Raw genomic sequence first — 25,767 nt, 5'->3', positions numbered from 1 at the left:
CAGTCCATCCGCTGGGACGACACACGTCGAGTTCATTTACCCGCGCCGGGCAGCCCGTCGAGTTCCCTGGGGCCGTAGTGAGCGGCTTGCGCTCCTGTCATCAAGGCCCAGTAGCGGTCTCCGTACGACCAGTGCCACCACTCGGTGGGGTAGTTGACCAGGCCGGCGGCGGTGAGCGCCGTACTCAGGATGTCCCGATGAGAACGAGCCTCCTGACTGATGTCGACGGCCTGCGTGTAACAGGCACCGGCGCTCTCCTCCGGAGTCGCGTTCATACGGGTGCCCATGTAGAGCTCACGGCCGTCGTCATCAGCGAGCGTCAGGTCAACGGCCGCCCCGGCACTGTGCGGTGCGATCTCGGGCGGGGACACATAGCGGCTGGCGGCGGAACGGACTCGCTCAGCGGACCATTCCGGTTGATCGGCTCGCAGTTGGGCGGCGTATTCGTCGAAGTAGTGACGTTGAAGCGACGGCTGCCGATACTCCTCGACGAACAGCAGCCGCAGCCCTCGGGGAAGCTGTGCCTGCGCTTCGAGAAGTCGATCGAGCACCCCTTCCCGTAGTGGGCGAAGGCGCCGGCGGCGTCCTGCCACTTCCGCTCGTCAACCAGCAGGCGGCCGTGCTGCCGTACATCCATGAGTCGTTCACCACACTCCTGAACAGGCACGGCTGCGACCTTCGGGTCGGACATCAGAACGATCTCGGTCATGCCGCGATCATCTCCCGAACCACTGGAGACGAGACAGACCCGCGACCGACTGCAGGGTCTCGCAGCCCGCGTCCTAGCCCGGCGCCCTGACCTGGCCCTTCCCAGCCCGTCTCCCTGTCTGGCCGCAGCAGCATCGCGAGCCGCTCCGCGACATCCTCGACCAGCACCGTGTCGAGGCCGGTCCAGCTCCGGAACAGCCCACCGATCGCCTGCTCGACCAGGTCCTGTGCGACGTCAGGTATACCCCCCTCCGGGGCCCCGCGGGCCCCGTCGGTTCGTCGGTGAGCAGCAGCATGGGGGCTCCCCCGCGCGAACAGCACGACCAGCGCCGGGTCGGTGCTCTCTGCGTAGCCCACGAACCTCGGAGGAAGCTGGGAGCCGAGGTGTCCCGTACTACGGGCGAAGAGGTGGTCGGACTGCCCGTCCGCGAGCATGCCGGAGTGCTTCTCGGCCCCACGACTGTAGGGTCTCGCCGCCGATGACATGTCGATCTTCTGTGACCTGCTGGTTCTCTGTTGTCTCACCGCGATGTCACCCAAGATCAGTCTCAGATCGATGCCATTTCCTCGGCGGAACGATGAGTCTGCGGCTGAGCCACCGAGCACGAGGACTACATGTGAGCTCAGATCGCGCATCGATGAGTTTCCCGCGCCGCGCCGGTCTGTACGCGTGAGACCGACTCACGGAAGGCTGGCGCCATGCGGAAACTGATCTACGGCATGAACCTGACCCTGGACGGCTACATCGCCGCGCCCGGCGACGACATCGGCTGGAGCGTGCCGAGCGACGAGCTGTTCCAGTTTTGGTCCGACCAGTTGCAGGCGACCGACCTGTCGCTGTACGGGCGCAAGCTGTGGCAGACGATGAGCTCCTACTGGCCGACCGGCGACCAGCAGCCCAACGCCACCCCGGCGGAGATCGAGTTCGCGCGCCGCTGGCGGGACATGTCGAAGGTGGTGTTCTCCTCGACGATCGACAAGGTCGACTGGAACACCCGCCTGGTCACCGGCGACGCGGTCGCCGAGATCACCCGGCTCAAGGCCGAGGACGGCGGCCCGATGGACATCGGCGGCGCGACGCTCGCCGGGGCGGCCATGCGGGCCGGGCTGATTGACGAGTACGTGCTGGCCACCGCGCCGGTCCTGGTGGGCGGCGGCACGCCGTTCTTCACCGCGCTGGACAACTGGGTGAACCTGAACCTGGTGGAGACGCGGACGTTTCCCCGCGGCGTGATCCTGACCAGGTACGAGACGAGGCGCTGAGCGCCCGTCCGGGAGTCACGGGCCATATGCTCCGCGGGTGACACCCCCTGGGTGACCCGGACTACCGCCCGAGCCACCCAAACGAGTGATGCCCCTGAACTGCAAGTCTCATGGCAGTGGCATTTCTGCCATCCATCTGCCAACTGCCGTGAGATTCTGCCAAGGCTTTTGAGACCCTACAACGACGACCGTCAGGTCTGCGCCATGTCCACAAAGCGTGAGTAGTGGCCCTGGAACGCGACCGTGATCGTCGCGGTGGGACCGTTTCGGTGCTTGGCGACGATCAGGTCGGCCTCGCCCGCGCGGGGAGACTCCTTCTCGTACGCGTCCTCGCGGTGCAGCAGGATGACCATGTCGGCGTCCTGCTCGATGGAGCCGGACTCACGCAGGTCGGAGACCATCGGCTTCTTGTCGGTGCGCTGTTCGGGGCCACGGTTGAGCTGGGAGAGCGCGATGACCGGGATCTCCAACTCCTTGGCGAGCAGCTTGAGGTTACGGGACATGTCCGAGACCTCCTGCTGACGGCTCTCGGAGCGCTTGGAGCCGCCGGACTGCATCAGCTGGAGGTAGTCGATGACGACCAGCTTGAGGTCGTTGCGCTGCTTCAGGCGGCGGCACTTGGCGCGGATCTCCATCATCGACAGGTTCGGGGAGTCGTCGATGTAGAGGGGAGCCGCGGACACGTCGGGCATCCGACGGGCCAGCCGCGTCCAGTCCTCGTCGGTCATCGTGCCGGACCGCATGTGGTGCAGGGCGACACGGGCCTCGGCGGACAGCAGGCGCATCGCGATCTCGTTGCGGCCCATTTCGAGCGAGAAGATCACGCTCGGCAGGTTGTGCTTGATCGAAGCCGCCCGCGCGAAGTCGAGCGCCAGCGTGGACTTACCCATGGCAGGACGAGCCGCGATGACGATCATCTGGCCCGGGTGCAGCCCATTGGTGAGCGAGTCGAAATCGGTGAAGCCCGTGGGCACACCCGTCATCTCGCCGCTGCGCGAGCCGATCGCCTCGATCTCGTCGAGCGCGCCCTCCATGATGTCGCCGAGCGGGAGGTAGTCCTCACTCGTGCGCTGCTCGGTGACCGCGTAGATCTCGGCCTGCGCGCTGTTGACGATCTCGTCGACGTCGCCGTCGGCCGCGTATCCCATCTGCGTGATGCGCGTCCCGGCCTCCACCAGGCGGCGCAGGACGGCCCGCTCGTGGACGATCTCCGCGTAGTACTCGGCGTTCGCCGCCGTAGGCACCGTCTGGACGAGACTGTGCAGATACGACGCGCCGCCGACCTTGTTGATCTCGCCGCGCTTGGTGAGTTCGGCAGCGATCGTGATGGGGTCGGCCGGCTCGCCCTTCGCATAGATGTCGAGGATCGCCTGGTAGATCGTCTCGTGCGCGGGCTTGTAGAAGTCGTGGCCCCTGAGGACCTCGACCACGTCCGCGATGGCGTCCTTGGACAGCAGCATGCCGCCGAGAACGGACTGCTCGGCGTCGAGATCCTGCGGCGGCACGCGCTCGAACGACGAACCCCCGCCGTCCCAGGCGCCGTTCTCCCGGCCCCGGTCGTGCTGGTCGTCACGGATTCGGCCACCGTCGTGTCGGCGGGAGGCGGGCAGACGATCACCGGGTCCGCTGTCGGCCCACGGGTCGTCCAAGGGCTCGGAAATAGTCACCGAGCCACCTCCTCCCGTCCGCCCGGCGGACCTCGTCATGCCCCTCTGTTCTACGGCACGACACTGACAATTGAGAGGCCCAACTCCGGTTCAGACGCGTCGGGTTTATGACGTTTCCGAGTCCGTCGCACAGAGCGGGCACCGCACCACGTTAGGCCCCTCGGCACCTTCAGCCAATCTGGTTATCCACAGGGCATGTGGACGACGGCCCGGATGCTGTGGAGAACCTGGCAAAACCTGTGCACGACCCGGTGGACAGCGCTGTGAACAAGCCCTCGATCACCTCAAGATGACCGCCCTGACCTGCATGTTTCCCATCCACCGGCTGTGCAGAAGAAAAACTTCCCCGGTCGGACCAAGATCGGTTCGAACAACGCACAAGAGGACACGGCCCAAGACTCACAGTAAGGGGCGCAAGCAGATTGCATCTCTTACCTGTGGACGATTAGATTAGTGCTCATGCCACAGGCTTCCGTGATCCCCAGGGCCAGCCGCCGTCGGCACGACCGGGAGATCGTCGCGCTGGCCGTCCCCGCCTTCGGTGCGCTCGTCGCCGAGCCCCTGTTCGTCATGGCCGACAGCGCGATTGTCGGCCATCTCGGCACATCCCAGCTCGCCGGCCTCGGCATCGCGTCGGCTCTGCTCACCACCGCCGTGAGCGTCTTCGTCTTCCTCGCCTACGCCACCACCGCATCCGTCGCCCGAAGCGTCGGCGCGGGCGACCTGCCATCGGCCATCCGCCAGGGCATGGACGGCATCTGGCTGGCCCTGCTGCTCGGCGCGGCCGTCATCGCCGTGGTGCTGCCCCTGGCACCCGACCTCGTCGACCTCTTCGGCGCCTCGCACACGGCCGCCCCGTACGCGACGACGTACCTTCGGATCTCCGCCCTCGGCATCCCGGCCATGCTGGTCGTACTCGCTGCCACCGGCGTACTGCGCGGGCTCCAGAACACCAGGACCCCCCTGTACGTGGCCCTCGCGGGCTTCATCGCCAACGCGGCCCTCAACCTCGTACTCGTCTACGGCGTCGGCCTCGGCATCGCCGGCTCCGCCTGGGGCACGGTCATCGCTCAGTGCGGCATGGCGGCCGTCTATCTCACCGTGGTCGTCCGCGGCGCCCGCAGATACGGAGCGTCCCTCCGTCCCGACGCCGCCGGGATCCGGGGCTCGGCACAGGCCGGAGTTCCCCTGCTCGTCCGGACGCTCTCGCTGCGGGCGATCCTCATGATTGCCACGGCAGTCGCAGCTCGCCTCGGCGACGCGGACATCGCCGCCCACCAGATCACCCTGTCCCTGTGGAACCTGCTGGCCTTCGCCCTCGACGCCATCGCGATCGCGGGGCAGGCCATTATCGGACGCTACCTCGGAGCGGACGACCCCCAGGGCGCACGAGACGCCTGCCGTCGCATGGTCCAGTGGGGCTTCGCGACCGGCATGGCACTCGGTCTCCTCGTGGTGGCCGCCCGGCCGCTCTTCCTGCCCCTGTTCACCAGTGACACCGTGGTCAAGGAAACCGCTCTGCCCGCCCTCCTCCTGGTGGCGCTCTCCCAACCCATCTGCGGCGTCGTCTTCGTCCTGGACGGCGTACTGATGGGCGCCGGAGACGGTCCGTACCTGGCCTGGGCCATGGTGGTCACCCTCATGGTGTTCTGCCCGATGGCGGTGCTCGTGCCCGCGCTCGGAGGCGGTCTCGCCGCGCTCTGGGCTGCGATGACACTGATGATGACGGTCCGGATGCTGACTCTCTGGCTGCGTGCGCGCTCTGGACGCTGGGTCGTGCCTGGCGCGACGCGCTGACCGTTTCACGTGAAACACCGCGGGCCCGCACGTTTCACGTGAAACACGCTCGCCCGCACGTGAGTTGAGCCAAAGACAAGGGGCCGCACCCGGGAAGGGTGCGGCCCCTTGCGCAACTGCTCAGGCCGAGCGCGGCGTCAGGCCGAGATGACCTCGATGTTGACCTTGGCGGCAACCTCGGGGTGCAGACGCACGGACGTCTCGTGGGCGCCCAGGGTCTTGATCGGCGCACCGAGCTCGATGCGACGCTTGTCGACCTCGGGGCCACCGGAAGCCTTGATCGCGGAGGCGATGTCGGCCGGGGTGACGGAACCGAAGAGACGGCCGGAGTCGCCCGAACGGACGGCCAGGCGGACCTTCACGCCCTCGAGCTGGGCCTTCACGACGTTGGCCTGCTCGATGGTCTGGATCTCGTGGATCTTGCGAGCACGACGGATCTGCTCGACGTCCTTCTCGCCACCCTTGGTCCAACGGATCGCGAAGTTCCGCGGGATCAGGTAGTTGCGAGCGTAACCGTCCTTGACGTCGACGACGTCACCAGCGGCACCGAGGCCAGAGACCTCGTGGGTGAGGATGATCTTCATGAGTCGGTCACCCTTCCCTTAGCGCGCAGTGGAGGTGTAGGGCAGCAGCGCCATCTCACGGCTGTTCTTGACGGCCGTGGCGACGTCACGCTGGTGCTGCGTGCAGTTGCCGGTCACGCGGCGGGCACGGATCTTGCCGCGGTCGGAAATGAACTTCCGCAGCATGTTCGTGTCCTTGTAGTCCACGTACGTGACCTTGTCCTTGCAGAAAGCACAAACCTTCTTCTTCGGCTTGCGCACAGGCGGCTTCGCCATGGTGTTTCTCCTGTGTGATCAAGAAGTTTGGGTAACGACCCGCCCTCGACCTCAACCGGCCCGGAAGTCCGGGCCCGAAGGCCTAGAAGGGGGGCTCGTCCGAGTAGCCGCCACCGCCACCGGAGCCTCCGCCCCAGCCGCCGCCGCTCTGACCCTGGTTGCCACCGGCGGGAGCGCCGGTCGCCCACGGATCGTCGGCGGGAGCGCCGCCGCCCTGCTGGCCGCCACCGGGGCCTCCGCCCCAGCCGCCGCCACCCTGGCCCTGGCCGCCACCGCCGCCGTAACCACCCTGGCCACCGCGGCCGCCACCGGCGGTCTTGGTGACCTTGGCCGTGGCGTTGCGGAGGCTGGCGCCGACTTCCTCGACATCCAGCTCGTAGACCGTGCGCTTGACGCCCTCACGGTCCTCGTAGGACCGCTGCTTCAGCCGGCCCTGCACGATGACGCGCATGCCTCGCTGGAGCGACTCGGCGACGTTCTCCGCCGCCTGACGCCAGACCGAGCAGGTCAGGAAGAGGCTTTCGCCGTCCTTCCACTCGTTCGTCTGGCGGTCGAAGGTGCGGGGAGTGGACGCGACGCGGAACTTCGCGACCGCCGCACCGGACGGGGTGAAGCGCAGCTCGGGGTCGTCGACAAGATTGCCGACGACCGTGATGACGGTCTCGCCTGCCATGGGGAACCTCTCGGCGGGTTTGCTCTGGCTGCTTGCTTGCTGCTACTCGAATCCCGAGATCAGCTGAGCCGGAGGCTCAGTGGGTCTCGGGGCGGAGGACCTTGGTCCGGAGGACCGACTCGTTCAGGTTCATCTGGCGGTCGAGCTCCTTGACGACCACAGGCTCGGCCTGCAGGTCGATGACCGAGTAGATGCCCTCGGGCTTCTTCTTGATCTCGTACGCGAGACGACGACGGCCCCAGGTGTCGACCTTCTCAACCTTGCCGCCGCCATCACGGACGACAGACAGGAAGTTCTCGATCAGCGGGGAGACAGAGCGCTCCTCGAGATCGGGGTCGAGGATGACCATCACCTCGTAGTGACGCATGTGGAACCCACCTCCTTTGGACTCAGCGGCCACGGTCGATCCGTGGCAGGAGGGTTGTGATGCGTTCGCAACGGTATCGGCCGCCACTGACAATCGGGGGGTCCCGCTGGGATTCCCCTCCATGGCCTGGGCAGACACCGATGCAGAGGGTACAGAGTACCCGCACAGCGGCTTCCGGTTGAAATCCGGCCCTGGGGCCCGTCAATCTGTACACATCGGGTGTGTACGGCGCTACCATGCGCCGCCTTCCGCAGGAGGTGCCCCATGGCACAGGCATTGCGACCCAACACCGCCGGATCCCTCTTCGCCACGGACGACAGGCCCCATCCCCTCCAGAACGCGCTGCTCGGCGTGACGGTGGCGCTCGGGCTGACGGCCTTCATCACGTCTTTCTTCCACAGCCTGCATCTGCTCAGCTCCTGGGCGGGACTGGTGGGCATCCTCACCGGCCTGTACGGACAGTGGATCTCGGAGACCACGCGTGAGCGCTTCGGCCTGATCCTGGGTCTCGGTGCCGCCGGCGTCGGCTTCTTCCTCGGCATGGCGAACGGAGGCCTGTTCGGCGGGCTCTTCTGACCCTCCGGACACGCCCTCCGCACAGCACGTCACCCCCCTCGCTTCGCCCCGGCGGCCCACAGGCCGGGGCGAAGCCCCCGTACGCCCAGTCGGGGCGCTCGACAGGCGCAGTAGGCTTCGGCGCGAGAGCCGGAGCCCCTGTACCCATGGGGACACACCAGCCCGAGGAGCGCCCCGAATGAGCCTGACCCTGAGGACGATCAGCCGCGAGCAGCATCTGGCGTACATCCAGAGCCTGCCGGCGGCGAGCCACATGCAGGTCCCGGCATGGGCCGACGTCAAGGCGGAATGGCGCTCGGAAAACCTCGGCTGGTTCGACGACCGCACCGGCGAACTGGTCGGCGCGGGTCTGGTCCTCTACCGGCAGCTCCCCAAGATCAAGCGCTATCTCGCCTATCTCCCCGAGGGCCCGGTCATCAACTGGTTCGCGCCTAATCTGGACGACTGGATCCAGCCGATGCTGGCGCACCTCAAGCAGCAGGGCGCTTTCTCCGTGAAGATGGGCCCGCCGGTGATCATCCGGCGCTGGGATGCCAACACCATCAAGCAGGGCATCCAGGACCCGGATGTGAAGCGCCTGCGCGACCTGGAGGCCGACTTCATCGAGCCGCGCGCCTTCGAGGTGGCCGACAAACTGCGCCGCATGGGCTGGCAGCAGGGCGAGGACGGCGGCGCCGGGTTCGGCGACGTCCAGCCCCGCTACGTCTACCAGGTGCCGCTCGCGAACCGCTCCCTGGAAGAGGTCCACAAGAACTTCAACCAGCTGTGGCGACGCAACATCAAGAAGGCCGAGAAGGCCGGCGTCGAGGTCGTCCAGGGCGGCTACCAGGACCTCGAGGAATGGCAGCGGCTGTACGAGATCACCGCCGTGCGTGACCACTTCCGGCCGCGTCCGCTGTCGTACTTCCAGCGCATGTGGACGGCCCTCAACACCGAGGACCCCAACCGTATGCGGCTGTACTTCGCCCGGCACAACGGTGTGAACCTGTCGGCGGCGACGATGCTGATCGTCGGCGGACACGTCTGGTACTCCTACGGCGCCTCCGACAACATCGGCCGTGAGGTCCGGCCCTCGAACGCGATGCAGTGGCGGATGCTGCGCGACGCCTACGCTCTCGGCGCCACCGTCTACGACCTGCGCGGCATCTCCGACTCGCTGGACGAGACCGACCACCTCTTCGGTCTGATCCAGTTCAAGGTGGGCACGGGCGGGCAGGCGGCCGAGTACCTCGGCGAGTGGGACTTCCCGCTCAACAAGCTGCTCCACAAGGCGCTCGACATCTACATGTCGCGACGCTGACGTCACGTTCAGTGTTTCCATACCTCTGATACACCGCAGCCACGAGAAAGGTTCCGGGTCCGGCCATGGCGCTCACGCTCTACGTCGACACCGCGCGCTGGCGGGCGCACCACAAGCACGTGCAGGAGCAGTTCCCGGGACTCGTCCCGGTCTGCAAGGGCAACGGCTACGGCTTCGGGCACGAACGGCTGGCGGAGGAGGCGACGCGGCTCGGCTCGGACGTCCTCGCCGTCGGCACCACGTACGAGGCCGCACGCATCAAGGACTTCTTCGGCGGCGACCTGCTGGTGCTGACGCCGTACCGGCGCGGCGAGGAGCCCGTCCCGCTGCCCGATCGGGTGATCCGGTCGGTGTCGTCGGTGGACGGTGTGTACGGCCTCGTCGGTGCCCGTGTGGTCATCGAGGTGATGTCCTCGATGAAGCGGCACGGCATCAGCGAGCAGGACCTGCCGCAGCTGCACGCCGCCATAGAGAACGTCCGGCTGGAAGGCTTCGCCATCCACCTGCCGCTGGACCGCACCGACGGCTCGGACGCCGTCGAGGAGGTCATCGGCTGGATGGACCGGCTGCGCGCGGCCCGGCTGCCCCTGCACACGATGTTCGTCAGCCACCTCAAGGCCGACGAACTCGCCCGGCTCCAGCAGCAGTTCCCGCAGACCCGCTTCCGCGCCCGCATCGGCACCCGGCTGTGGCTGGGGGACCACGAGGCCACCGAGTACCGCGGCGCGGTCCTGGACGTCACGCGCGTGGCTAAGGGGGACCGGTTCGGCTACCGGCAGCAGAAGGCGGCCTCCGAGGGCTATCTGGTGGTCGTTGCGGGCGGTACGTCGCACGGGGTGGGCCTGGAGGCGCCGAAGGCCCTGCACGGCGTCATGCCGCGCGCCAAGGGTGTCGCACGGGCCGGCCTCGCCACGGTCAACCGGAACCTTTCTCCGTTCGTCTGGGGCGGCAAGCAGCGCTGGTTCGCGGAGCCCCCGCACATGCAGGTGTCGATCCTGTTCGTGCCGGCGGACGCGCCCGAGCCGAAGGTCGGTGAGGAACTGGTGGCCCATCTCCGGCACACCACCACGCAGTTCGACCGCCTGGTGGACCGCTGACGACAGGCCGTAGGGCTTCAGGGCAGGCGAAAGGCCGTACACGAACGTCCGCGTACGGCCTTTTCCATGGCCGGAAGCAGGTCCAATACCCGGCCCGGGACGGCCTGTTCGCTCAGAGCGAACCGTCCGCGGAGGAATCCCGTCCGCGGCTGCCCCACTCCACGGCGGGAGCATCGAAGTGGGCGGCGTGGCGGGCCGGATGGGCGGCCGCGCCGAGCACGAAGACGTCCTCGGCACCGTCGAGCACTCCGCCCGACGGGTCGTCGTCACCGGAGCGGCGCACCACGTCCCGTTCCGGCATGAGGATGTCCCGGACGACCACGGCGCACAGGTAGAGCGTGCCCAGCAGGTGCACGACGATCGCCCAGTGGTAGCCGTGGGTGGGCAGGCCCTTGTGGGCGTCTCCGCTGGTCGTGTACGCGAGGTACATCCAGATCCCGAGGAAGTACGCCACCTCGCACGCCTGCCAGATCAGGAAGTCCCGCCACTTCGGCCGGGCGAGGACCGCCAGTGGAACGAGCCAGAGGACGTACTGCGGGGAGTAGACCTTGTTGGTGAGGATGAAGGCCGCCACGATCAGGAAGGCGAGCTGGGCGAATCGCGGCCGGCGCGGAGCGGTGAACGTCAGGGCCGCGATGCCGAGGGAGCACGCCACCACCAGCAGCATGGCCGCGTTGTTCGCGAAGTCGGTGGTGGGTGGCTTGCTGGAGTTCTGCGCCCAGATCAGCCAGAAGGAGCCGAAGTCGATGCCCCGGTCGTGGCTGAACCTGTAGAACTTCGACCAGCCGTCGAAGGCGAAGAGCATCACCGGCAGGTTCACGACGAGCCAGGCGATGACCGCACCGCCCACCGCCTGGAAGAACTCCCGCCACTTTCCGGCCCGCCAGCACAGGACGAACAGCGGGCCGAGCAGCAGGAAGGGATAGAACTTGGCGGCCGTGGCGAGCCCCAGGAGGACACCGAAGGCCAGGGAGCGGCCCCGTGACCACATGAGCATCGCGGCGGCCGTCAGAGCCACCGCCAGCAGGTCCCAGTTGATGGTGGCGGTCAGCACGAAGGCGGGCGCCAGAGCGACCAGCAGACCGTCCCAGGGGCGCCTGCGGTGCGTACGGGTCACACAGACGGCGACGACCGCCGCACACACCATCAGCATTCCGGCGTTCACGAACCAGTACCACTGCTCCTGGTGCTGGATGCTGCCGCTGCTGGGCGTGAGCCACGCCGCCACCTGCATGAACACACCGGTCAGCACCGGGTATTCGAGGTAGTCCATGTCGCCCGGGAGCTTGTCGAAGTAGGGCACGAGCCCGTCGGCGAAGCCACGCCCCTGGTAGAGGTGCGGGATGTCCGAGTAGCACGCGTGCGTGTACTGGGAACTCGCGCCGAAGAACCAGGCGCCGTCGTAGCAGGGCGCCTTCTGGACCAGGCCGAGGGCGAACATGCCGATCGCCACGAGCGCGACGACCCGTACGGGCGTCCACCAGGACGTCCCGAGCAGGGCGCGCCGCCCGATGGGGCCGCCGAACAGCTCACTGCCGGCTGCGGCGACCTCGTCCTCCCTGGTCGGCCGCACCGGCTCGGGCTCGTGCACGCTCGCGGGCGTCGTTTCTGCACTGGGCATGGGCCACATACTGCCGTACCCGCCCATGAATACGCCGAGGGCCGCCGCACCTCACAGGTGCGGTGGCCCATGTTTCACGTGAAACACCCTTGGCGGGCGATATGACCGCCAACCGGTCGGGCTCCCGGACTAGCCGGTGGACCCGCGGAAGATGCCGCCATTGCCCTGGTACTGGTGCGGGGGTGTCGGAGGCCGGGCCGGCCGCAGCAGGCCGGAGCCGGGCGAGCAGGCGGTTCCGCCCGCCCAGCTCGGTAGACAGCACTCACGACAGAAGCCGGGCCCCGGATCGATCCGGGGCCCGGCTTTCCGTGCCGTTCCGCGCCTGGTTACGTGCGGCGGAACTACCCTGTCTGGCCTCCGAAGATGCCTCCGTTGCCGTTTCCTCTGGTGCCGGTCCCGCTCGTATCCGTAACGGTCGGAGTCGGGGACGAGCTTCCGCCAGTGCCGCCGTTTCCGGTGCCCCCATTGCCGTTTCCGCCATTGCCACAGCCGAAGAAGCCACAAGGCTGGCTGGCCGACGGCGACGGCGAGATCCCGGACTCGCTCGGCGAAGCGCTCGGCGAGGGAGTCGCGCTCTCGCTCTCGGTGACCGAGGGGGTGGGCGTCGGGCTCGGCTCGGCGTTGACGACCTTGCCGATGGGCTCCGGGGTCGGGAACGACTCCGGCTGCGTACCCTGCAACGCCTCCGCCATGTAGTCGTGCCAGATCTCCGCCGGGAACGAGGCGCCGTGGATCTTCTCCTGACCACCCGTCCCGTACATCTCCAGGAACTTGCGGTGCTTGTTGTTCGCGTTGTCGTCCATCCGGAACATGCTGATCGCGGTGGACAGCTGCGGGGTGTAGCCGACGAACCAGGCCGACTTGTTGCCGTCGGTGGTACCGGTCTTGCCCGCCACGTCACGCCCCGGCAGCCGGGCGCTGGTGCCCGTACCCTTGTCGACCACGCTCTTCAGGATGTCGGTGACGTTGTCGGCCACCAGCGGCGTGAAGGCGTCCTTGGACTTCACCTCGTGGGTGTAGACCGTCCCGTCCTTGTCCTTGACCTCGCTCACGGAGAAGGGGTCGTTCTGCTGACCGCTGGCCGCGAAGGTGGAGTACGCACCGGCCATGCGGATCGCACTCGGGTCGGACGTGCCGATCGAGAACGACGGATAGTTGGCGCTGGCCAGGCTTCCCTCCAGGATGCCCGCGTCGAGCGCGCTCTCCTTGACCTTGTCCAGACCGACGTCCATGCCCAGTTGGACGTAGGCGGTGTTGACCGACTGCTCCATCGCATAACGAAGGTCGATCTTGTAGTCAGGCGGGCTGCCTTCCGACTTGTTGCCGTCGTTGGTCTGGAGCCACTCCTTGCCCTTCTTGTCGGTCCAGACCGACCCGTCGTACATCTTGATCTTGAGCTTGTTCTTACCGCTGTAGATGCTCTTGGGCGAGACGACGGTGCGCTCGTCCTGCGCCTGCGACTCGAGACCGTCGGGGTTCCGCACGCCCCACTTCATCGCCGCAGCCAGAACGAACGGCTTGAAGGTCGAACCCACCTGGGCACCGGTCGCGTCGGCGTTGTTGGTGAAGTGCTTGGTCGCGTCCTCACCGCCGTAGATGGCCTTGATGGCACCCGTCTTCGGATCCACGGACGCGCCGCCGAACTGGACGTACTTGTCGGTCTTCGGGCGCTCGCCAGGCTTGATGTTCGTCTTCCGAACCTGCTGGATGGCCTTCTCGAGCGCGTTGACCTTCTTCTTGTCGAAGGTCGTCCTGATCGTGTAGCCGCCCCGCTGAAGGTCGTCAGCGGTGATGTCCGTGTTGTTGACGATGTAGCCCTTGGCGAGGTCGACCAGATAGCCGATCTGACCGCCCAGCTGGCTGTTCGAACGCGGGCTCTGGACCTTGGGGAGCGTCTTGTACTTGGCCCGCTGCGCGGCGTCCAGGTGGCCGTACTCGACCATCTTGTCGAGCGTGTCCTGCATCTGCGCGAGAGCCCGCTTCTGGTTGGCCTCGGGAGTGGCGGCAGGGTCGAGCGATGTGGCGCCCGCGGGGTCGTAGTACGTGGCGCCCTTGACCATCGCCGCCAGGAAGGCGCACTCGCCCGGGTTCAGGTCCTTGGCTTCCTTGTTGAAGTACGCCCGCGCGGCCGCCTGGACGCCGTAAGCCCCACGGCCGAAGTACGCCGAGTTCAGGTACCCAGCCATGATCTCGTCCTTGGGGACCGTGGCGCCCACCTTGATGGAGACGAAGATCTCCTTGAACTTCCTGGAGATCGTCTGCGACTGGTCGTTCAGCATCGCGTTCTTGACGTACTGCTGGGTGATGGTGGAGCCACCCTGCGTCTCGCCGCCCTGGGCCATGTTGAGGACGGCGCGCGCGATGCCGTTCGGGTCGATGCCGCTGTCGGTCTCGAAGGTCTTGTTCTCCTGGGAGATCACGGCGTACCGCATCTCCTTGGGGATCATCGAGTAGTTGATGATCTGGCGGTTGGTCTCACCACCGGTGGCGACCATGACCGAACCGTCGGACCACTCGAAGACGTTGTTCTGCGCCTTGGCGGTCTGCGCGACGTTCGGCACACTCACCATGGCGTACCCGATGCCCGCCACGGCCACCAGGCTCCCTATGAAGCCGATGAACGTGCCGGTGACGAGCCTCCAGGAAGGCACCCAGCGGCGCCATCCGTATCTGCCCGCCCTGGGGTAGTCGATCAGGCGCTTCTTGGCGGGCGTGGCCGCACGGCCTCTGCCGCGCCCGGGCCCGGCCGGTCCACCCGGACCGCGCCCCGCGTTGTCGGCCGCCCTCCGGCGGCCCCCGCCTCTCTGCGCCGCCCGGCGAGCCTCGGCACGGCCGCCGTAAGGACGCTCTTCACCTCCCGAGCCAGGGGAGTCCGACCCATAGGAACGTGCCCCATAGGAGTCGGTAGGAGACCCGGTGGCGCCTCGCGGTGCCGCACGGCGGCCGGCGGACGAGCCGGGCTGGCCGCGTCGGGCCGCGGCACGTCCGCCTCCCTGCGGCTGCGGCGGTTTGCGACGGTGCTCGCTCATCGAACGACTACTCCTCGGGCAGGCGCACCCTTGCGCGCCTGGAAACGGCGGCTGGTTTCCGGTCCCCCCGAAGTACGGATGTGGTCGGTTCTGCATTCACCCGTACTGCTCCGACGACGAAGACGTCCTCAGGCGTCACTTGGTTCCCGGCAGACTGCATGCCGCACAGACTACGCACCGTCAAAACCCACCTAGTCCTGAAGTTCACCCCAAAACAGGCAACTTGCCTCCAACGAATCGGTGATGTGATCCCGTTCACCGTCCTCCCTCTTGTCGCATCCGGCAGGCCGTTCTATCGTCTGGATGTATCGAGTCGATACATCAGCGCGAGATAAGCAAGCACCATGACCGAGAGGAGGCGACGATGAGCCGGCGTTCCGGCATCCTCGAGTTCGCCGTACTCGGCCTGCTCCGCGAATCTCCGATGCACGGCTATGAACTGCGCAAACGACTCAACACGTCACTGGGTGTATTCCGGGCGTTCAGCTACGGCACGCTCTACCCCTGTCTCAAGACGCTGGTCGCCAACGGCTGGTTGATCGAGGAACCGGGCAACACCCACGAGGACGCCCTCGCCGCACCCCTCGCGGGGCGCCGCGCCAAGATCGTCTATCGGCTGACGGCGGAAGGTAAGGAGCACTTCGAGGAACTGCTCTCGCAGACGGGCCCGGACGCGTACGAGGACGAGCACTTCGCCGCCCGGTTCGCCTTCTTCGGGCAGACCTCGCGGGATGTGCGCATGCGCGTCCTCGAGGGCCGCCGCAGCCGGCTGGAGGAGCGTCTGGAGAAGATGCGCACCTCGCTGGCGCGCACCCGGGAGCGCCTCGACGACTACACGCTTGAGCTCCAGCGCCACGGAATGGAGTCCGTGGAGCGCGAAGTGCGCTGGCTGAACGAGCTCATCGAGAGCGAGCGGGCCGGGCGGGACCTTCACGGTTTTGCGTCCGGAAGGTCCGCTCAGCAGGACATCACATCTGGAGCGACGGGCGGCCTGCCCCGTCCCGGGGACATCCCCGGGACGGATACGCCCGGCGACACCGCCACGTGAAGCCCACTCAGGGCCTCACTCGTACACACAGGGAGCAACCGGAATGGGTTCGGTTCGCGTAGCCATCGTCGGCGTGGGCAACTGCGCCGCGTCGCTGGTGCAGGGAGTCGAGTACTACAAGGACGCCGACCCGGCGTCGAAGGTCCCCGGCCTGATGCACGTGCAGTTCGGTGACTACCACGTGCGTGACGTCGAGTTCGTCGCCGCGTTCGACGTCGACGCGAAGAAGGTCGGCCTCGACCTCGCGGACGCGATCGGCGCCTCCGAGAACAACACGATCAAGATCTGCGACGTGCCGAACACCGGCGTGACCGTCCAGCGCGGCCACACCCTCGACGGCCTCGGCAAGTACTACCGCCAGACCATCGAGGAGTCCGAGGCCGAGCCGGTCGACGTCGTCCAGGTCCTGAAGGACAAGCAGGTCGACGTCCTCGTCTGCTACCTGCCCGTCGGCTCCGAGGACGCGGCGAAGTTCTACGCCCAATGCGCCATCGACGCCAAGGTCGCCTTCGTCAACGCCCTCCCGGTCTTCATCGCCGGCACCAAGGAGTGGGCGGACAAGTTCACCGAGGCGGGCGTCCCGATCGTCGGTGACGACATCAAGTCGCAGGTCGGCGCGACCATCACGCACCGCGTCATGGCGAAGCTGTTCGAGGACCGGGGTGTCGTTCTGGACCGCACGATGCAGCTGAACGTCGGCGGCAACATGGACTTCAAGAACATGCTCGAGCGCGAGCGCCTGGAGTCCAAGAAGATCTCCAAGACGCAGGCCGTCACCTCCCAGATCCCCGACCGGGACCTCGGCGAGAAGAACGTCCACATCGGCCCGTCCGACTACGTGCAGTGGCTCGACGACCGCAAGTGGGCCTACGTCCGCCTCGAGGGCCGCGCCTTCGGCGACGTCCCGCTGAACCTGGAGTACAAGCTCGAGGTCTGGGACTCCCCGAACTCCGCGGGTGTCATCATCGACGCCCTGCGCGCCGCGAAGATCGCCAAGGACCGCGGCATCGGCGGCCCGATCCTGTCGGCGTCCTCGTACTTCATGAAGTCCCCCCCGGTCCAGTACTTCGACGACGAGGCCCGCGAGAACGTCGAGAAGTTCATCCGCGGTGACGTCGAGCGATAGGCCGACACAGCGCTGAGCGCCAGTACCGGCCGCTCGTCGAGAACGCTCCTGCCAGGGCTGTGAGGGTCCCCGGGTTCCATGACCCGGGGACCCTCCCCGTGTGTGAGGCTGTGCCCCATGCCCGTCGTCCGCGACCTGCGCGTCCTGCTCCGCTTCCGGGACTTCCGCCGCCTGCTCGCCGTACGCCTGCTCTCGCAGGGCGCCGACGGCGTCTACCAGGTCGCGCTCGCCACGTACGTCGTCTTCTCCCCGGAGAAACAGACCTCGGCCGCCGCGATCGCCTCCGCGATGGCGGTACTGCTCCTGCCCTACTCGCTCGTCGGCCCCTTCGCGGGCGTCCTGCTGGACCGCTGGCGGCGTCGCCAGGTCTTCGTGTACGGCAACCTGCTGCGCGCCGTGCTCGCGTCGGCCACCGCCGTCCTGATGGTCGGCCAGGCTCCCGACTGGCTGTTCTACGTCTCCGCGCTGTGCGTCACTGCCGTCAACCGGTTCGTCCTCGCCGGTCTGTCCGCCGCCCTGCCGCGCGTGGTCGACACCGAACGCCTGGTGATCGCCAACTCCCTCTCCCCGACCGCGGGCACGCTCGCCGCGACCGCGGGCGGCGGCCTCGCCTTCGTCGTACGACTGGTGGTGTCGGACTCCGACGCCGCGGTGGTCCTACTGGGCGCCGCACTGTATCTGTGCGCGGCACTGGCGTCGTTGAGCATGGCTCCCGGCCTCCTCGGCCCCGACCGGACGTCGCTCCAGCCGCGCCTGGCTTCGACGCTCGTCGGCACGGCACGGGACCTGCTGGCGGCCGTACGACATCTCGCCGCGCCCCGGCGCCGGGAGGCGGCCTGGGCGCTGCTCTCGATGACGCTGATGCGCTTCTGCTACGGCGCTCTGCTGGTCCTCCTGCTGATGCTGTGCCGGTACGCCCTCTCCTCGACCCCGGAGGACGGGCTCCGCCTCCTGGGGCTGGCGCTGGGTATCTCCGGCGCCGGCTTCTTCACGGCAGCCGTGGTGACTCCCGGGGCCGTGGGACGCCTCGGTCCCTGCCGCTGGATCGTCGTCTGCTCGGCCGCGGCAGCGGTGCTGGAACCCGCGCTGGGCCTCCCGTTCGCCACCGTCCCCATGCTCGTCGCGGCCTTCGTCCTCGGTCTGATCACCCAGGGCGCGAAGATCGCCACGGACACGATCGTGCAGTCCTCCGTCGACGACAGCTTCCGGGGCCGGATCTTCTCCGTGTACGACGTCCTGTTCAACGTGGCGTTCGTCGGCGCCGCAGGCGTGGCCGCCCTCATGCTCCCGCCGGACGGCAGGTCGACGGTCCTGGTGGTCACGGTGGCGCTGGTCTACGGAGCGGTTGCTGTGGCTATGGCCCGCTTTGGACGGCGGAAAGTGTCACAGCAATGACACAGCGTCCCTCCCGGATGCAGGGCTGTCAGTGGTAGCCGCTAACTTACGTGGGTCTTATCTCGCGCCATGCGCACCGACGTTCTAGGGGGACTCCCGAAGTGACCACTCCGACGCCGCCCCAGGGCCAGAACCCGTACGCCCAGACGCCGCCTCCGCCGGCGGGGCAGCAGCCCTACGGGCAGCCGGGGGTGCCGCCGCAGCAGCCGTACGCGCCGTTCCCGAACCAGACCGTGCCGGGTGGGCCGGGTGCACCGGTTCCGCCGATGGCCGCTCCGCCCAAGCGGAGCAAGAAGGCGGTCCGCATCATCGGCGCCATCGTCGTCGCCGTCATCATCGCCCTCGTGAAGTTCGGCGCCGGCTGGTTCCTGACACGGGACGACGCGGAGACGACCTCCGTGGGCTCCTGCATGCACAACGACGGCTCGTACTCCAAGCCGGACCTCAACGAGGTCGACTGCACCTCCGGCGACTCGCAGTACAAGGTTGTCCAGAAGTTCGACGACTCCAGTGACGAGAACAAGTGCCAGTCCGTCACGGAGTCCACGATCTACTACGTGCAGTCCGGCGGCGGCCACGACGTGGTGCTGTGCCTGAAGGAGACCAAGTAGCACCCGGGTCGATCTGACAGCGGAGGGGCGATGTTTCACGTGAAACATCGCCCCTCCGTATGCGCCTCGGCTGTATGCGCCTCGGGGTCATGTTTCACGTGAAACATGACCCCGTTTCTGTGCGCGCTCCGGCCTCAGCCCTGTTCGGCCCACCACTCCTTGAGTGCCGCCACCGCCGCATCGTGTTCCATCGGCCCGTTCTCCAGACGAAGCTCCAGCAGGTGCTTGTACGCCTTGCCCACGACCGGGCCGGGGCCGACGCCCAGGATCTCCATGATCTGGTTGCCGTCGAGGTCCGGACGGATCGCGTCGAGCTCCTCCTGCTCCTGGAGCTCGGAGATCCGCTCCTCCAGCCCGTCGTACGCACCCGACAGTGCGACCGCCTTGCGCTTGTTGCGGGTGGTGCAGTCGGAGCGGGTCAGCTTGTGCAGGCGTTCGAGCAGCGGACCCGCGTCACGGACGTAGCGACGAACCGCCGAGTCCGTCCACTCCCCGGTCCCGTACCCGTGGAAGCGCAGATGGAGTTCGACCAGACGTGAGACGTCCTTCACCAGCTCATTGGAGTATTTCAGAGCCGTCATGCGCTTCTTGGTCATCTTCGCCCCGACCACCTCGTGGTGGTGGAACGAGACGCGGCCGTCCTGCTCGAAGCGACGGGTACGGGGCTTGCCGATGTCGTGCAGGAGCGCGGCCAGCCGCAGAGTGAGGTCGGGCCCGTCCTCCTCCAAGGCGATGGCCTGTTCCAGGACGATCAGCGTGTGGTCGTAGACGTCCTTGTGCCGGTGGTGCTCGTCACGCTCCAGGCGCAGGGCCGGCAGCTCGGGCAGAACATGGTCGGCGAGCCCGGTGTCGACCAGCAGGCGCAGGCCCTTGCGCGGGTGTGTGGAGAGGATCAGCTTGTTCAGCTCGTCCCGCACCCGTTCGGCCGAGACGATCTCGATCCGCCCGGCCATCTCCCTCATCGCGGTGACGACCTCGGGGGCCACCTCGAAGTCGAGCTGGGCGGCGAAGCGCGCGGCCCGCATCATCCGCAGCGGGTCGTCGGAGAACGACTCCTCGGGCGTACCCGGCGTGTGCAGCACCCGCGCCGCGAGGTCTTCGAGACCGCCGTGCGGGTCGATGAATTCCTTCTCCGGCAACGCCACGGCCATCGCGTTGACCGTGAAGTCACGCCGGACGAGGTCCTCCTCGATGGAGTCGCCGTAAGACACCTCGGGCTTGCGTGAGGTGCGGTCGTACGCCTCCGACCGGTAGGTGGTCACCTCGATCTGGTAGCCGTCTTTCTGTACTCCAACGGTGCCGAAGGCGATCCCGACCTCCCACACGGCGTCCGCCCACGGGCGCACGATCTTCAGTACGTCCTCGGGACGGGCGTCCGTGGTGAAGTCGAGGTCGTTGCCGAGCCGGCCGAGCAGCGCGTCCCGGACCGAGCCGCCGACCAGGGCGAGCGAGAACCCGGCCTCGTGGAAGCGGCGTGCGAGGTCGTCGGCGACAGGGGCCACCCGCAGCAGTTCGCTCACCGCGCGCTGCTGCACCTGGCTCAGGGCAGTGGGAGTGTCTTCGTTGGCGTTCGGCACAACAGAACAGGGTACGTGGCCCGCGCGCCCCCGAGCACCTCAATTGAGCGCGCGGACGCCTCCCCTCATACCCGCACAAGGGCTGCTCTCACGGCGTACGAACACTCCGCACTCGATACTGGACATAACGAATGGCCGCTGGTGTCAGCCGGATCTTGGGGACCGGACCGCGGCACTTCCCCTCAGCGGGCCTCGTTACCATGCGTGGACGCACATTCCAACGACCACTGACGACGAGGGACGGACGAGCGCGTGGCCGAGGCGGCAGACTTCCAGGGGATGGGTCCCTCACCTGCCCGTCGGTGGCTGCGGCGCACCGGGGCACTGTTGGCCGGGGCGCCGCTGCTGGCCGGCCTGCTCCAGCTGCCGGCCGCGACACCCGCGCGGGCGGCCTCCTCCGGCACGGTGTCCGTCTCGGTGGACTCCCTCAGCCCCAGCACCCCGATCGACGGCGACACGCTTACCGTCTCGGGCACGGTGACCAACGAGGGCAAGCAGACGGTCACCAGCGCCCATGTGGGACTCCGCCTGGGCTCCCTGCTGAACACCCGCTCGGCCATCGACACCGTCGCCGGGGACGCCGACGACACCTCCGCCTACCTCGGCACCGAGGTGGGCGGAAAGTACGTCGAGGAGTTCGCCAAGCTCTCCCCGGGCGTCTCCGAGCCCTTCAGCATCTCCGTGCCGGTCGACAAGCTCGACCTGGGTCAGGACGGTGTGTACGAGTTCGACGTGTCCCTCTCCGGCGAGACTTCGGCGCAGCCCTGGGAGCAGGTGCTGGGCGTGCAGCGGACCTTCCTGCCCTGGCAGGCCGAGGAAGCCGACACGAAGACGAAGACGACGTACCTGTGGCCGCTGGTCTCCGATGTCCACGTGACGGCGAAGACGGGTGCCGGTGAGCAGCAGACGCCGGTCTTCCTCAACGACGACCTCGCCAAGGACATCGCCCCCGGCGGCCGCCTGGCCCAGATGGTTGACCTCGGCAAGGATCTCGACGTCACCTGGGTGATCGACCCGGACCTGCTGGCCTCGGTGGACGCGATGACGCGCAACTACCGCATCGAGGGCGACGGAGGCACCACCACGGCCGGCACCCACCAGGCGGTCGCCAAGACGTTCCTCGCCGACCTGCAGAAGGCCGTGGCGGACCGGGAGGTCGTCGCCCTGCCCTTCGCCGACCCGGACCTCGCCTCCCTCGCGCACAACGGCACGAGCGTCACCGGCTCGCTGAGCCACCTCAAGGACGCCACCGTCGTGGCCGCCACCACGGTCAAGACAGTGCTTCACGTCACACCGAGCACCGACTTCGCCTGGCCCGTGGAAGGCGCCGTGGACCCATCGATCATCAAGGTCGCCACGTCCGCGGGCGCCGACAAGGTGATCGCCCGCAGCGACAGCCTCCAGGAGACCGGCGGTCTGCCCTTTACGCCGTCCGCGGCCCGCCCGATCGGCGGCGGCACGACGGCAGTCGTAGCCGACGCCCGGCTCTCCACGGCGTTCGAGGGCGACCTCACGAGGGCAGGACCTGCCACGCTCGCCATCCAGAAGTTCCTGGCACAGAGCCTGGAACTCAACCTGCAGACGAACCAGCAGCGCAGCATCGTCGTCGCCCCGCAGCGCATGCCGTCCGCCGGCCAGGCCAAGGCGATGGCCCAGGCCATCACGGCACTCCAGAACGGGAACTGGGCCGAGTCCCAGGGGCTCACCGCGGCCGCCAAGGCCAAGCCCGACCCGGGCGCCACCACGCGGGTCCCCTCGACGTCGGAGTACCCCTCCTCGCTGCGCAAGAAGGAACTGCCTCGGTCGGCCTTCGAGCAGATCGCGCGGACGCAGGACAAGCTCGACAACTTCCAGGTGATCCTCACCGACGAGTCCCGGGTGGTGACCCCCTTCGGGCGGGCCATGAACCGTGGGATGTCCACGTCGTGGCGGGGCCGGGCGTCCGAGGCAGTCATCTTCCGGGCCGGTGTGGAGGCGTGGCTCGACGACCTCACGGACCAGGTCAGGCTGATCGACAAGTCCGAGACGAAGCTCTCCGGCCGCAGCGCCACCATCCCGGTGACTGTCCAGAACAACCTGGTGCAGGGCGTGGACCACCTGGTCCTGCGGCTCACGTCGACCATGCCGACCCGCCTCAAGATCGGCGGCAAGGCCTACTCGGAACAGCCCGTCGAGGTCTCCGGCGGGCACAGCCAGTCCGTGAAGTTCACCACCTCGGCCAACGCCAACGGCCGTGTGACGGTCATCGCCCAGCTGTACACCGAGGACGGCCAGGAGTACGGCACGCCGGTCACCTTCGACGTGAAGGTCACCGAGGTCACGCCCACTGTGATGCTGGTCATCGGCGGCGGCGTCCTGCTGCTCGTTCTCGCCGGGTTCCGCATGTACACGCAGCGCAAGCGCGCCGCGGCCCGGCAGGCCGAGGACGAGGGCCCCGACGAGGCGGGGGAGGACACCGGGGGACCTGAGAACCCCGAGGGCCCCTCGGACCGTCTTCAGGAGGAGTCCGACGCCCGCTCCCGGGCAGACGACCCGGAGCAGCCGAGTGACCCGACACCGGACACCGCACCGGAAAGCGCCGACCCGTCCGGGACGGGTGAGAGAGTGGACCGTTGAGCGATGTCGTGGCCGGTGGGCCCGGGGACGATGAGGTGGGGTAACCATGAACGCGCCGTACGACGGTGACCGTGGCCAGGCCGCGGCCGGTTCGGGCTACCCCGAACCGCCACCCGAGCCCGGCCAGGTGCCGCCGCAGCACGCGGCGGACATGTACCTCCAGGACGCCTACGACGAGGACCCCTACCGGGCGCAGGATCTCTCCGCCCAGGATCCCGTCGCCGAGGCGCTCTACGACCGTGCCGCGCACCCGCCGCCGCCCCCGGGCACGTACCCGCAGCAGCCGCTGTACGGACAGCCGGAGCAGTCGCCGTACGCACCCGACCCGCGCGTGTGGGCTCACACCCCTGCGCCGGAGCCCGAGGGACCGACGCATCACCTGCCGTACGGCGACCACCCCAGCACAACCCAGTTCGTGGGCGTGGACGACCTGGTCACGCACTCCAGCGACGAGCACCACGAGCCGGACGCCTTCGCCCATCTCTTCCAGGACCAGCAGCAGAGCGGCGGACGCCCGCGCATGGAGCCCCCGGCGGTACCGGGCCCGGCGGGCCCGCCGGGCACCGGGCAGGGCCCGGTGGGCCAGTACCAGGCGACGCCGTATCCCGCCAACCCGAACCCCGCCAACCCGAACCCCGGCGGCCAATACCCCGCCGCCCAATACCCCGGCGGCCAGTACCCCGGCGGCCAGTACCCCGCGACGCAGTATCAAGCGGCCTCGCCGGCGGCCGCGGCACCGGCGCCCGTCGCCCCCGCAGCCCCCGCCCCGGCCGCTCAGAAGGGCGGGCGGGCCTCGGGACTGCTGAAGTCCAGTGCCGTCATGGCAGCGGGCACGATGGTCTCCCGCCTCACCGGATTCGTCCGTTCCGCGATGATCGTCGCGGCGCTGGGTGTCGGTCTGCTGGGTGACACCTTCCAGGTCGCCTACCAGCTGCCGACGATGATCTACATCCTGACCGTCGGCGGCGGCCTCAACTCCGTCTTCGTGCCGCAGCTCGTGCGCGCCATGAAGGAGGACGAGGACGGCGGCGAGGCCTACGCCAACCGTCTGCTGACCCTGGTGATGGTGGCACTCGGCGCGCTGACCATGCTCGCGATCGTCGCCGCGCCCGCCCTGATCCGCCTGCTGTCCAACCCCATCGCGAGCGACCCGGCGGCCAACGAGGTCGGCGTCACCTTCGTCCGCTACTTCCTGCCCTCGATCTTCTTCATGGGCATCCACGTGGTGATGGGTCAGATCCTCAACGCCCGCGGGAAGTTCGGCGCGATGATGTGGACCCCGGTCCTGAACAACATCGTCATCATCGTGACGCTCGGCATGTTCATCTGGGTGTACGGCACCGCGGCGGACTCGGGCATGAAGGTCACGAACATCCCGCCGGAGGGCCAGCGCCTGCTCGGCATCGGCGTGCTGCTCGGCCTCGTCGTCCAAGCCCTGGCGATGATCCCGTACCTGCGTGAGACCGGCTTCCGGCTGCGGCTGCGCTTCGACTGGAAGGGCCACGGCCTCGGCAAGGCCGCCACGCTCGCCAAGTGGACCGTCCTGTTCGTCCTCGCCAACCAGGCGGGTGCGCTCGTCGTCTCCCAGCTGTCCACGTCGGCCGGCAAGGCCTCTCCCGTCGACGGCACCGGCTTCGCCGCCTACGCCAACGCCCAGCTGATCTGGGGCCTGCCCCAGGCCATCATCACGGTGTCCCTGATGGCGGCCCTGCTGCCGCGCATCTCGCGTTCGGCCGCTGAGAACGACGCGGGCGCGGTCCGCGACGACATCTCGCAGGGCCTGCGCACGACGGCCGTGGCGATCGTGCCCATCGCCTTCGGCTTCCTGGCCCTCGGCATCCCGATGTGCACGCTGATCTTCGGCTCCTCGGGCACCAGCGAAGCCACCAACATGGGCTACATGCTGATGGCCTTCGCCCTCGGCCTGATCCCGTACTCCGTTCAGTACGTCGTCCTGCGCGCCTTCTACGCCTACGAAGACACCCGCACCCCCTTCTACAACACGGTCATCGTGGCCGTGGTCAACGCCAGTGCCTCGGTGCTCTGCTACTTCCTGTTCCCCGCCCGCTGGGCCGTGGCCGGCATGGCCGCCGCGTACGGCCTCGCCTACGCGATCGGTGTGGGCGTCGCGTGGAGGCGGCTGCGCAAGCGGCTCGGCGGCGACCTGGACGGCACCCGGGTCCTGCGGACGTACGCCCGCCTGTGCATCGCCTCCGTCCCGGCCGCCCTCCTCAGCGGCGCCGCCGTCTACGGCATCGGCCACATGCTCGGCCAGGGCGTCCTCGGTTCCTTCGCCTCGCTCGTGGTCGGCGGGGCCGTCCTGCTCGGCATCTTCTTCGTCGCGGCCCGCCGTATGCGCATCGAGGAACTCAACTCCCTCGTGGGCATGGTCCGCGGGCGTCTGGGACGCTGAGGCGGGGGTACGCGCACAACCATCGTCCGCCGCCGTGTGTCGTG

20 protein-coding genes and 1 pseudogene are annotated in these 25,767 nt (G+C 68.1%); 11 read left to right on the top strand and 10 right to left on the bottom strand.

What is annotated here, in order from left to right; translation table 11 throughout:
* Positions 1 to 32 precede the first annotated feature (32 nt).
* Both ACFYXB_RS06590 and ACFYXB_RS06585 read right to left on the bottom strand, forming a co-directional pair.
* Positions 33 to 709, bottom strand: a pseudogene (locus ACFYXB_RS06590) (M15 family metallopeptidase).
* On the bottom strand, positions 706 to 1,344 hold the full coding sequence (locus ACFYXB_RS06585; RefSeq protein ID WP_389578391.1) for a hypothetical protein: 639 nt from the start codon (positions 1,342 to 1,344) through the stop codon (positions 706 to 708). The pseudogene ACFYXB_RS06590 and the gene ACFYXB_RS06585 overlap by 4 nt, the downstream one beginning before the upstream one ends.
* A gap of 63 nt (positions 1,345 to 1,407) precedes the next feature.
* On the opposite strand from ACFYXB_RS06585, the gene ACFYXB_RS06580 reads away from it, so the two are divergent.
* Entirely contained in the window at positions 1,408 to 1,971 is a 564-nt protein-coding gene (locus tag ACFYXB_RS06580) for a dihydrofolate reductase family protein (protein WP_389578389.1), read from the top strand.
* Between the two features lie 191 nt (positions 1,972 to 2,162).
* On the opposite strand, the gene dnaB is transcribed toward ACFYXB_RS06580, so the two are convergent.
* Positions 2,163 to 3,638, bottom strand: a complete 1,476-nt coding sequence (gene dnaB, locus ACFYXB_RS06575; protein ID WP_389578386.1) for a replicative DNA helicase — start codon at positions 3,636 to 3,638, stop codon at positions 2,163 to 2,165.
* Between the two features lie 459 nt (positions 3,639 to 4,097).
* Here dnaB and ACFYXB_RS06570 point away from each other — a divergent pair, with 459 nt between their 5' ends.
* A complete protein-coding gene (locus tag ACFYXB_RS06570; RefSeq protein WP_389578383.1) occupies positions 4,098 to 5,435 on the top strand; it encodes an MATE family efflux transporter in 1,338 nt (445 codons plus the stop codon).
* A gap of 137 nt (positions 5,436 to 5,572) precedes the next feature.
* Here ACFYXB_RS06570 and rplI read toward each other — a convergent pair whose 3' ends face one another.
* The 4 genes from rplI to rpsF all read right to left on the bottom strand — a co-directional run bounded on the left by rplI (position 5,573) and on the right by rpsF (position 7,314).
* Complete coding sequence (rplI, locus tag ACFYXB_RS06565; RefSeq protein WP_351346025.1) at positions 5,573 to 6,019, bottom strand: 50S ribosomal protein L9; 447 nt, start codon at positions 6,017 to 6,019, stop codon at positions 5,573 to 5,575.
* A gap of 18 nt (positions 6,020 to 6,037) precedes the next feature.
* Positions 6,038 to 6,274: a 30S ribosomal protein S18 gene (gene rpsR, locus ACFYXB_RS06560; RefSeq protein WP_003949403.1), complete on the bottom strand. Its 237-nt coding sequence runs from the start codon at positions 6,272 to 6,274 to the stop codon at positions 6,038 to 6,040.
* A gap of 82 nt (positions 6,275 to 6,356) precedes the next feature.
* The gene (locus tag ACFYXB_RS06555; protein ID WP_389578379.1) at positions 6,357 to 6,947 is read right to left on the bottom strand and encodes a single-stranded DNA-binding protein; all 591 of its coding nucleotides are present in this window, start codon (positions 6,945 to 6,947) and stop codon (positions 6,357 to 6,359) included.
* A 76-nt stretch (positions 6,948 to 7,023) separates the two neighbouring features.
* A complete protein-coding gene (gene rpsF / locus ACFYXB_RS06550; RefSeq protein ID WP_111001138.1) occupies positions 7,024 to 7,314 on the bottom strand; it encodes a 30S ribosomal protein S6 in 291 nt (96 codons plus the stop codon).
* A gap of 264 nt (positions 7,315 to 7,578) precedes the next feature.
* On the opposite strand from rpsF, the gene ACFYXB_RS06545 reads away from it, so the two are divergent.
* The 3 genes from ACFYXB_RS06545 (at position 7,579) to ACFYXB_RS06535 (ending at position 10,287) form a co-directional block, all read left to right on the top strand.
* On the top strand, positions 7,579 to 7,890 hold the full coding sequence (locus ACFYXB_RS06545; protein WP_389578376.1) for a hypothetical protein: 312 nt from the start codon (positions 7,579 to 7,581) through the stop codon (positions 7,888 to 7,890).
* A 178-nt stretch (positions 7,891 to 8,068) separates the two neighbouring features.
* Complete coding sequence (femX, locus tag ACFYXB_RS06540; protein WP_351346036.1) at positions 8,069 to 9,190, top strand: peptidoglycan bridge formation glycyltransferase FemX; 1,122 nt, start codon at positions 8,069 to 8,071, stop codon at positions 9,188 to 9,190.
* 65 nt (positions 9,191 to 9,255) lie between these two features.
* The gene (locus ACFYXB_RS06535) at positions 9,256 to 10,287 is read left to right on the top strand and encodes an alanine racemase (RefSeq protein ID WP_351346039.1); all 1,032 of its coding nucleotides are present in this window, start codon (positions 9,256 to 9,258) and stop codon (positions 10,285 to 10,287) included.
* A gap of 112 nt (positions 10,288 to 10,399) precedes the next feature.
* Here ACFYXB_RS06535 and ACFYXB_RS06530 read toward each other — a convergent pair whose 3' ends face one another.
* Both ACFYXB_RS06530 and ACFYXB_RS06525 read right to left on the bottom strand, forming a co-directional pair.
* A complete protein-coding gene (locus ACFYXB_RS06530; protein ID WP_389578373.1) occupies positions 10,400 to 11,908 on the bottom strand; it encodes a glycosyltransferase family 87 protein in 1,509 nt (502 codons plus the stop codon).
* Between the two features lie 341 nt (positions 11,909 to 12,249).
* Complete coding sequence (locus tag ACFYXB_RS06525; protein WP_389578371.1) at positions 12,250 to 14,937, bottom strand: transglycosylase domain-containing protein; 2,688 nt, start codon at positions 14,935 to 14,937, stop codon at positions 12,250 to 12,252.
* Positions 14,938 to 15,301: 364 nt separating this feature from the next.
* Here ACFYXB_RS06525 and ACFYXB_RS06520 point away from each other — a divergent pair, with 364 nt between their 5' ends.
* The 4 genes from ACFYXB_RS06520 (at position 15,302) to ACFYXB_RS06505 (ending at position 19,117) form a co-directional block, all read left to right on the top strand.
* Positions 15,302 to 15,985 carry a PadR family transcriptional regulator gene (locus tag ACFYXB_RS06520; RefSeq protein WP_389578369.1) on the top strand — a complete coding sequence of 228 codons (684 nt, stop codon included), beginning with the start codon at positions 15,302 to 15,304 and terminating at the stop codon, positions 15,983 to 15,985.
* 43 nt (positions 15,986 to 16,028) lie between these two features.
* Positions 16,029 to 17,111 (top strand): inositol-3-phosphate synthase, encoded by a 1,083-nt coding sequence (locus ACFYXB_RS06515; protein WP_389578366.1) that lies wholly within the window; start codon positions 16,029 to 16,031, stop codon positions 17,109 to 17,111.
* Between the two features lie 117 nt (positions 17,112 to 17,228).
* Positions 17,229 to 18,506 carry an MFS transporter gene (locus tag ACFYXB_RS06510; RefSeq protein ID WP_389578364.1) on the top strand — a complete coding sequence of 426 codons (1,278 nt, stop codon included), beginning with the start codon at positions 17,229 to 17,231 and terminating at the stop codon, positions 18,504 to 18,506.
* A 101-nt stretch (positions 18,507 to 18,607) separates the two neighbouring features.
* Positions 18,608 to 19,117 carry a DUF3824 domain-containing protein gene (locus ACFYXB_RS06505; protein WP_351346055.1) on the top strand — a complete coding sequence of 170 codons (510 nt, stop codon included), beginning with the start codon at positions 18,608 to 18,610 and terminating at the stop codon, positions 19,115 to 19,117.
* 134 nt (positions 19,118 to 19,251) lie between these two features.
* Here the strand turns inward: ACFYXB_RS06505 and ACFYXB_RS06500 are convergent, their stop codons facing one another.
* A complete protein-coding gene (locus tag ACFYXB_RS06500; protein WP_389578361.1) occupies positions 19,252 to 20,694 on the bottom strand; it encodes a CCA tRNA nucleotidyltransferase in 1,443 nt (480 codons plus the stop codon).
* Positions 20,695 to 20,946: 252 nt separating this feature from the next.
* Here ACFYXB_RS06500 and ACFYXB_RS06495 point away from each other — a divergent pair, with 252 nt between their 5' ends.
* Positions 20,947 to 23,310, top strand: coding sequence for a DUF6049 family protein (locus ACFYXB_RS06495; protein ID WP_389578358.1), 2,364 nt, complete (start codon positions 20,947 to 20,949; stop codon positions 23,308 to 23,310).
* 46 nt (positions 23,311 to 23,356) lie between these two features.
* Complete coding sequence (murJ, locus tag ACFYXB_RS06490) at positions 23,357 to 25,723, top strand: murein biosynthesis integral membrane protein MurJ (protein ID WP_389578355.1); 2,367 nt, start codon at positions 23,357 to 23,359, stop codon at positions 25,721 to 25,723.
* Positions 25,724 to 25,767: the final 44 nt, after the last annotated feature.

The organism is Streptomyces sp. NPDC002619 (assembly GCF_042889305.1).
In the GTDB taxonomy this organism is placed as follows: domain Bacteria; phylum Actinomycetota; class Actinomycetes; order Streptomycetales; family Streptomycetaceae; genus Streptomyces.
Note: the sequence above shows the minus strand (reverse complement) of the source record. Positions and strands in the feature narration are given on the sequence as shown.

What these genes read in the sequence shown, in the direction of transcription:
- ACFYXB_RS06585 (WP_389578391.1), bottom strand. Translation starts at nt 1,344, where the DNA reads ATGCGCGATCTGAGCTCACATGTAGTCCTCGTGCTCGGTGGCTCAGCC.
- ACFYXB_RS06580 (WP_389578389.1), top strand. Translation starts at nt 1,408, where the DNA reads ATGCGGAAACTGATCTACGGCATGAACCTGACCCTGGACGGCTACATC.
- ACFYXB_RS06570 (WP_389578383.1), top strand. Translation starts at nt 4,098, where the DNA reads ATGCCACAGGCTTCCGTGATCCCCAGGGCCAGCCGCCGTCGGCACGAC.
- rplI (WP_351346025.1), bottom strand. Translation starts at nt 6,019, where the DNA reads ATGAAGATCATCCTCACCCACGAGGTCTCTGGCCTCGGTGCCGCTGGT.
- rpsR (WP_003949403.1), bottom strand. Translation starts at nt 6,274, where the DNA reads ATGGCGAAGCCGCCTGTGCGCAAGCCGAAGAAGAAGGTTTGTGCTTTC.
- ACFYXB_RS06555 (WP_389578379.1), bottom strand. Translation starts at nt 6,947, where the DNA reads ATGGCAGGCGAGACCGTCATCACGGTCGTCGGCAATCTTGTCGACGAC.
- rpsF (WP_111001138.1), bottom strand. Translation starts at nt 7,314, where the DNA reads ATGCGTCACTACGAGGTGATGGTCATCCTCGACCCCGATCTCGAGGAG.
- ACFYXB_RS06545 (WP_389578376.1), top strand. Translation starts at nt 7,579, where the DNA reads ATGGCACAGGCATTGCGACCCAACACCGCCGGATCCCTCTTCGCCACG.
- femX (WP_351346036.1), top strand. Translation starts at nt 8,069, where the DNA reads ATGAGCCTGACCCTGAGGACGATCAGCCGCGAGCAGCATCTGGCGTAC.
- ACFYXB_RS06535 (WP_351346039.1), top strand. Translation starts at nt 9,256, where the DNA reads ATGGCGCTCACGCTCTACGTCGACACCGCGCGCTGGCGGGCGCACCAC.
- ACFYXB_RS06530 (WP_389578373.1), bottom strand. Translation starts at nt 11,908, where the DNA reads ATGCCCAGTGCAGAAACGACGCCCGCGAGCGTGCACGAGCCCGAGCCG.
- ACFYXB_RS06525 (WP_389578371.1), bottom strand. Translation starts at nt 14,937, where the DNA reads ATGAGCGAGCACCGTCGCAAACCGCCGCAGCCGCAGGGAGGCGGACGT.
- ACFYXB_RS06520 (WP_389578369.1), top strand. Translation starts at nt 15,302, where the DNA reads ATGAGCCGGCGTTCCGGCATCCTCGAGTTCGCCGTACTCGGCCTGCTC.
- ACFYXB_RS06515 (WP_389578366.1), top strand. Translation starts at nt 16,029, where the DNA reads ATGGGTTCGGTTCGCGTAGCCATCGTCGGCGTGGGCAACTGCGCCGCG.
- ACFYXB_RS06510 (WP_389578364.1), top strand. Translation starts at nt 17,229, where the DNA reads ATGCCCGTCGTCCGCGACCTGCGCGTCCTGCTCCGCTTCCGGGACTTC.
- murJ (WP_389578355.1), top strand. Translation starts at nt 23,357, where the DNA reads ATGAACGCGCCGTACGACGGTGACCGTGGCCAGGCCGCGGCCGGTTCG.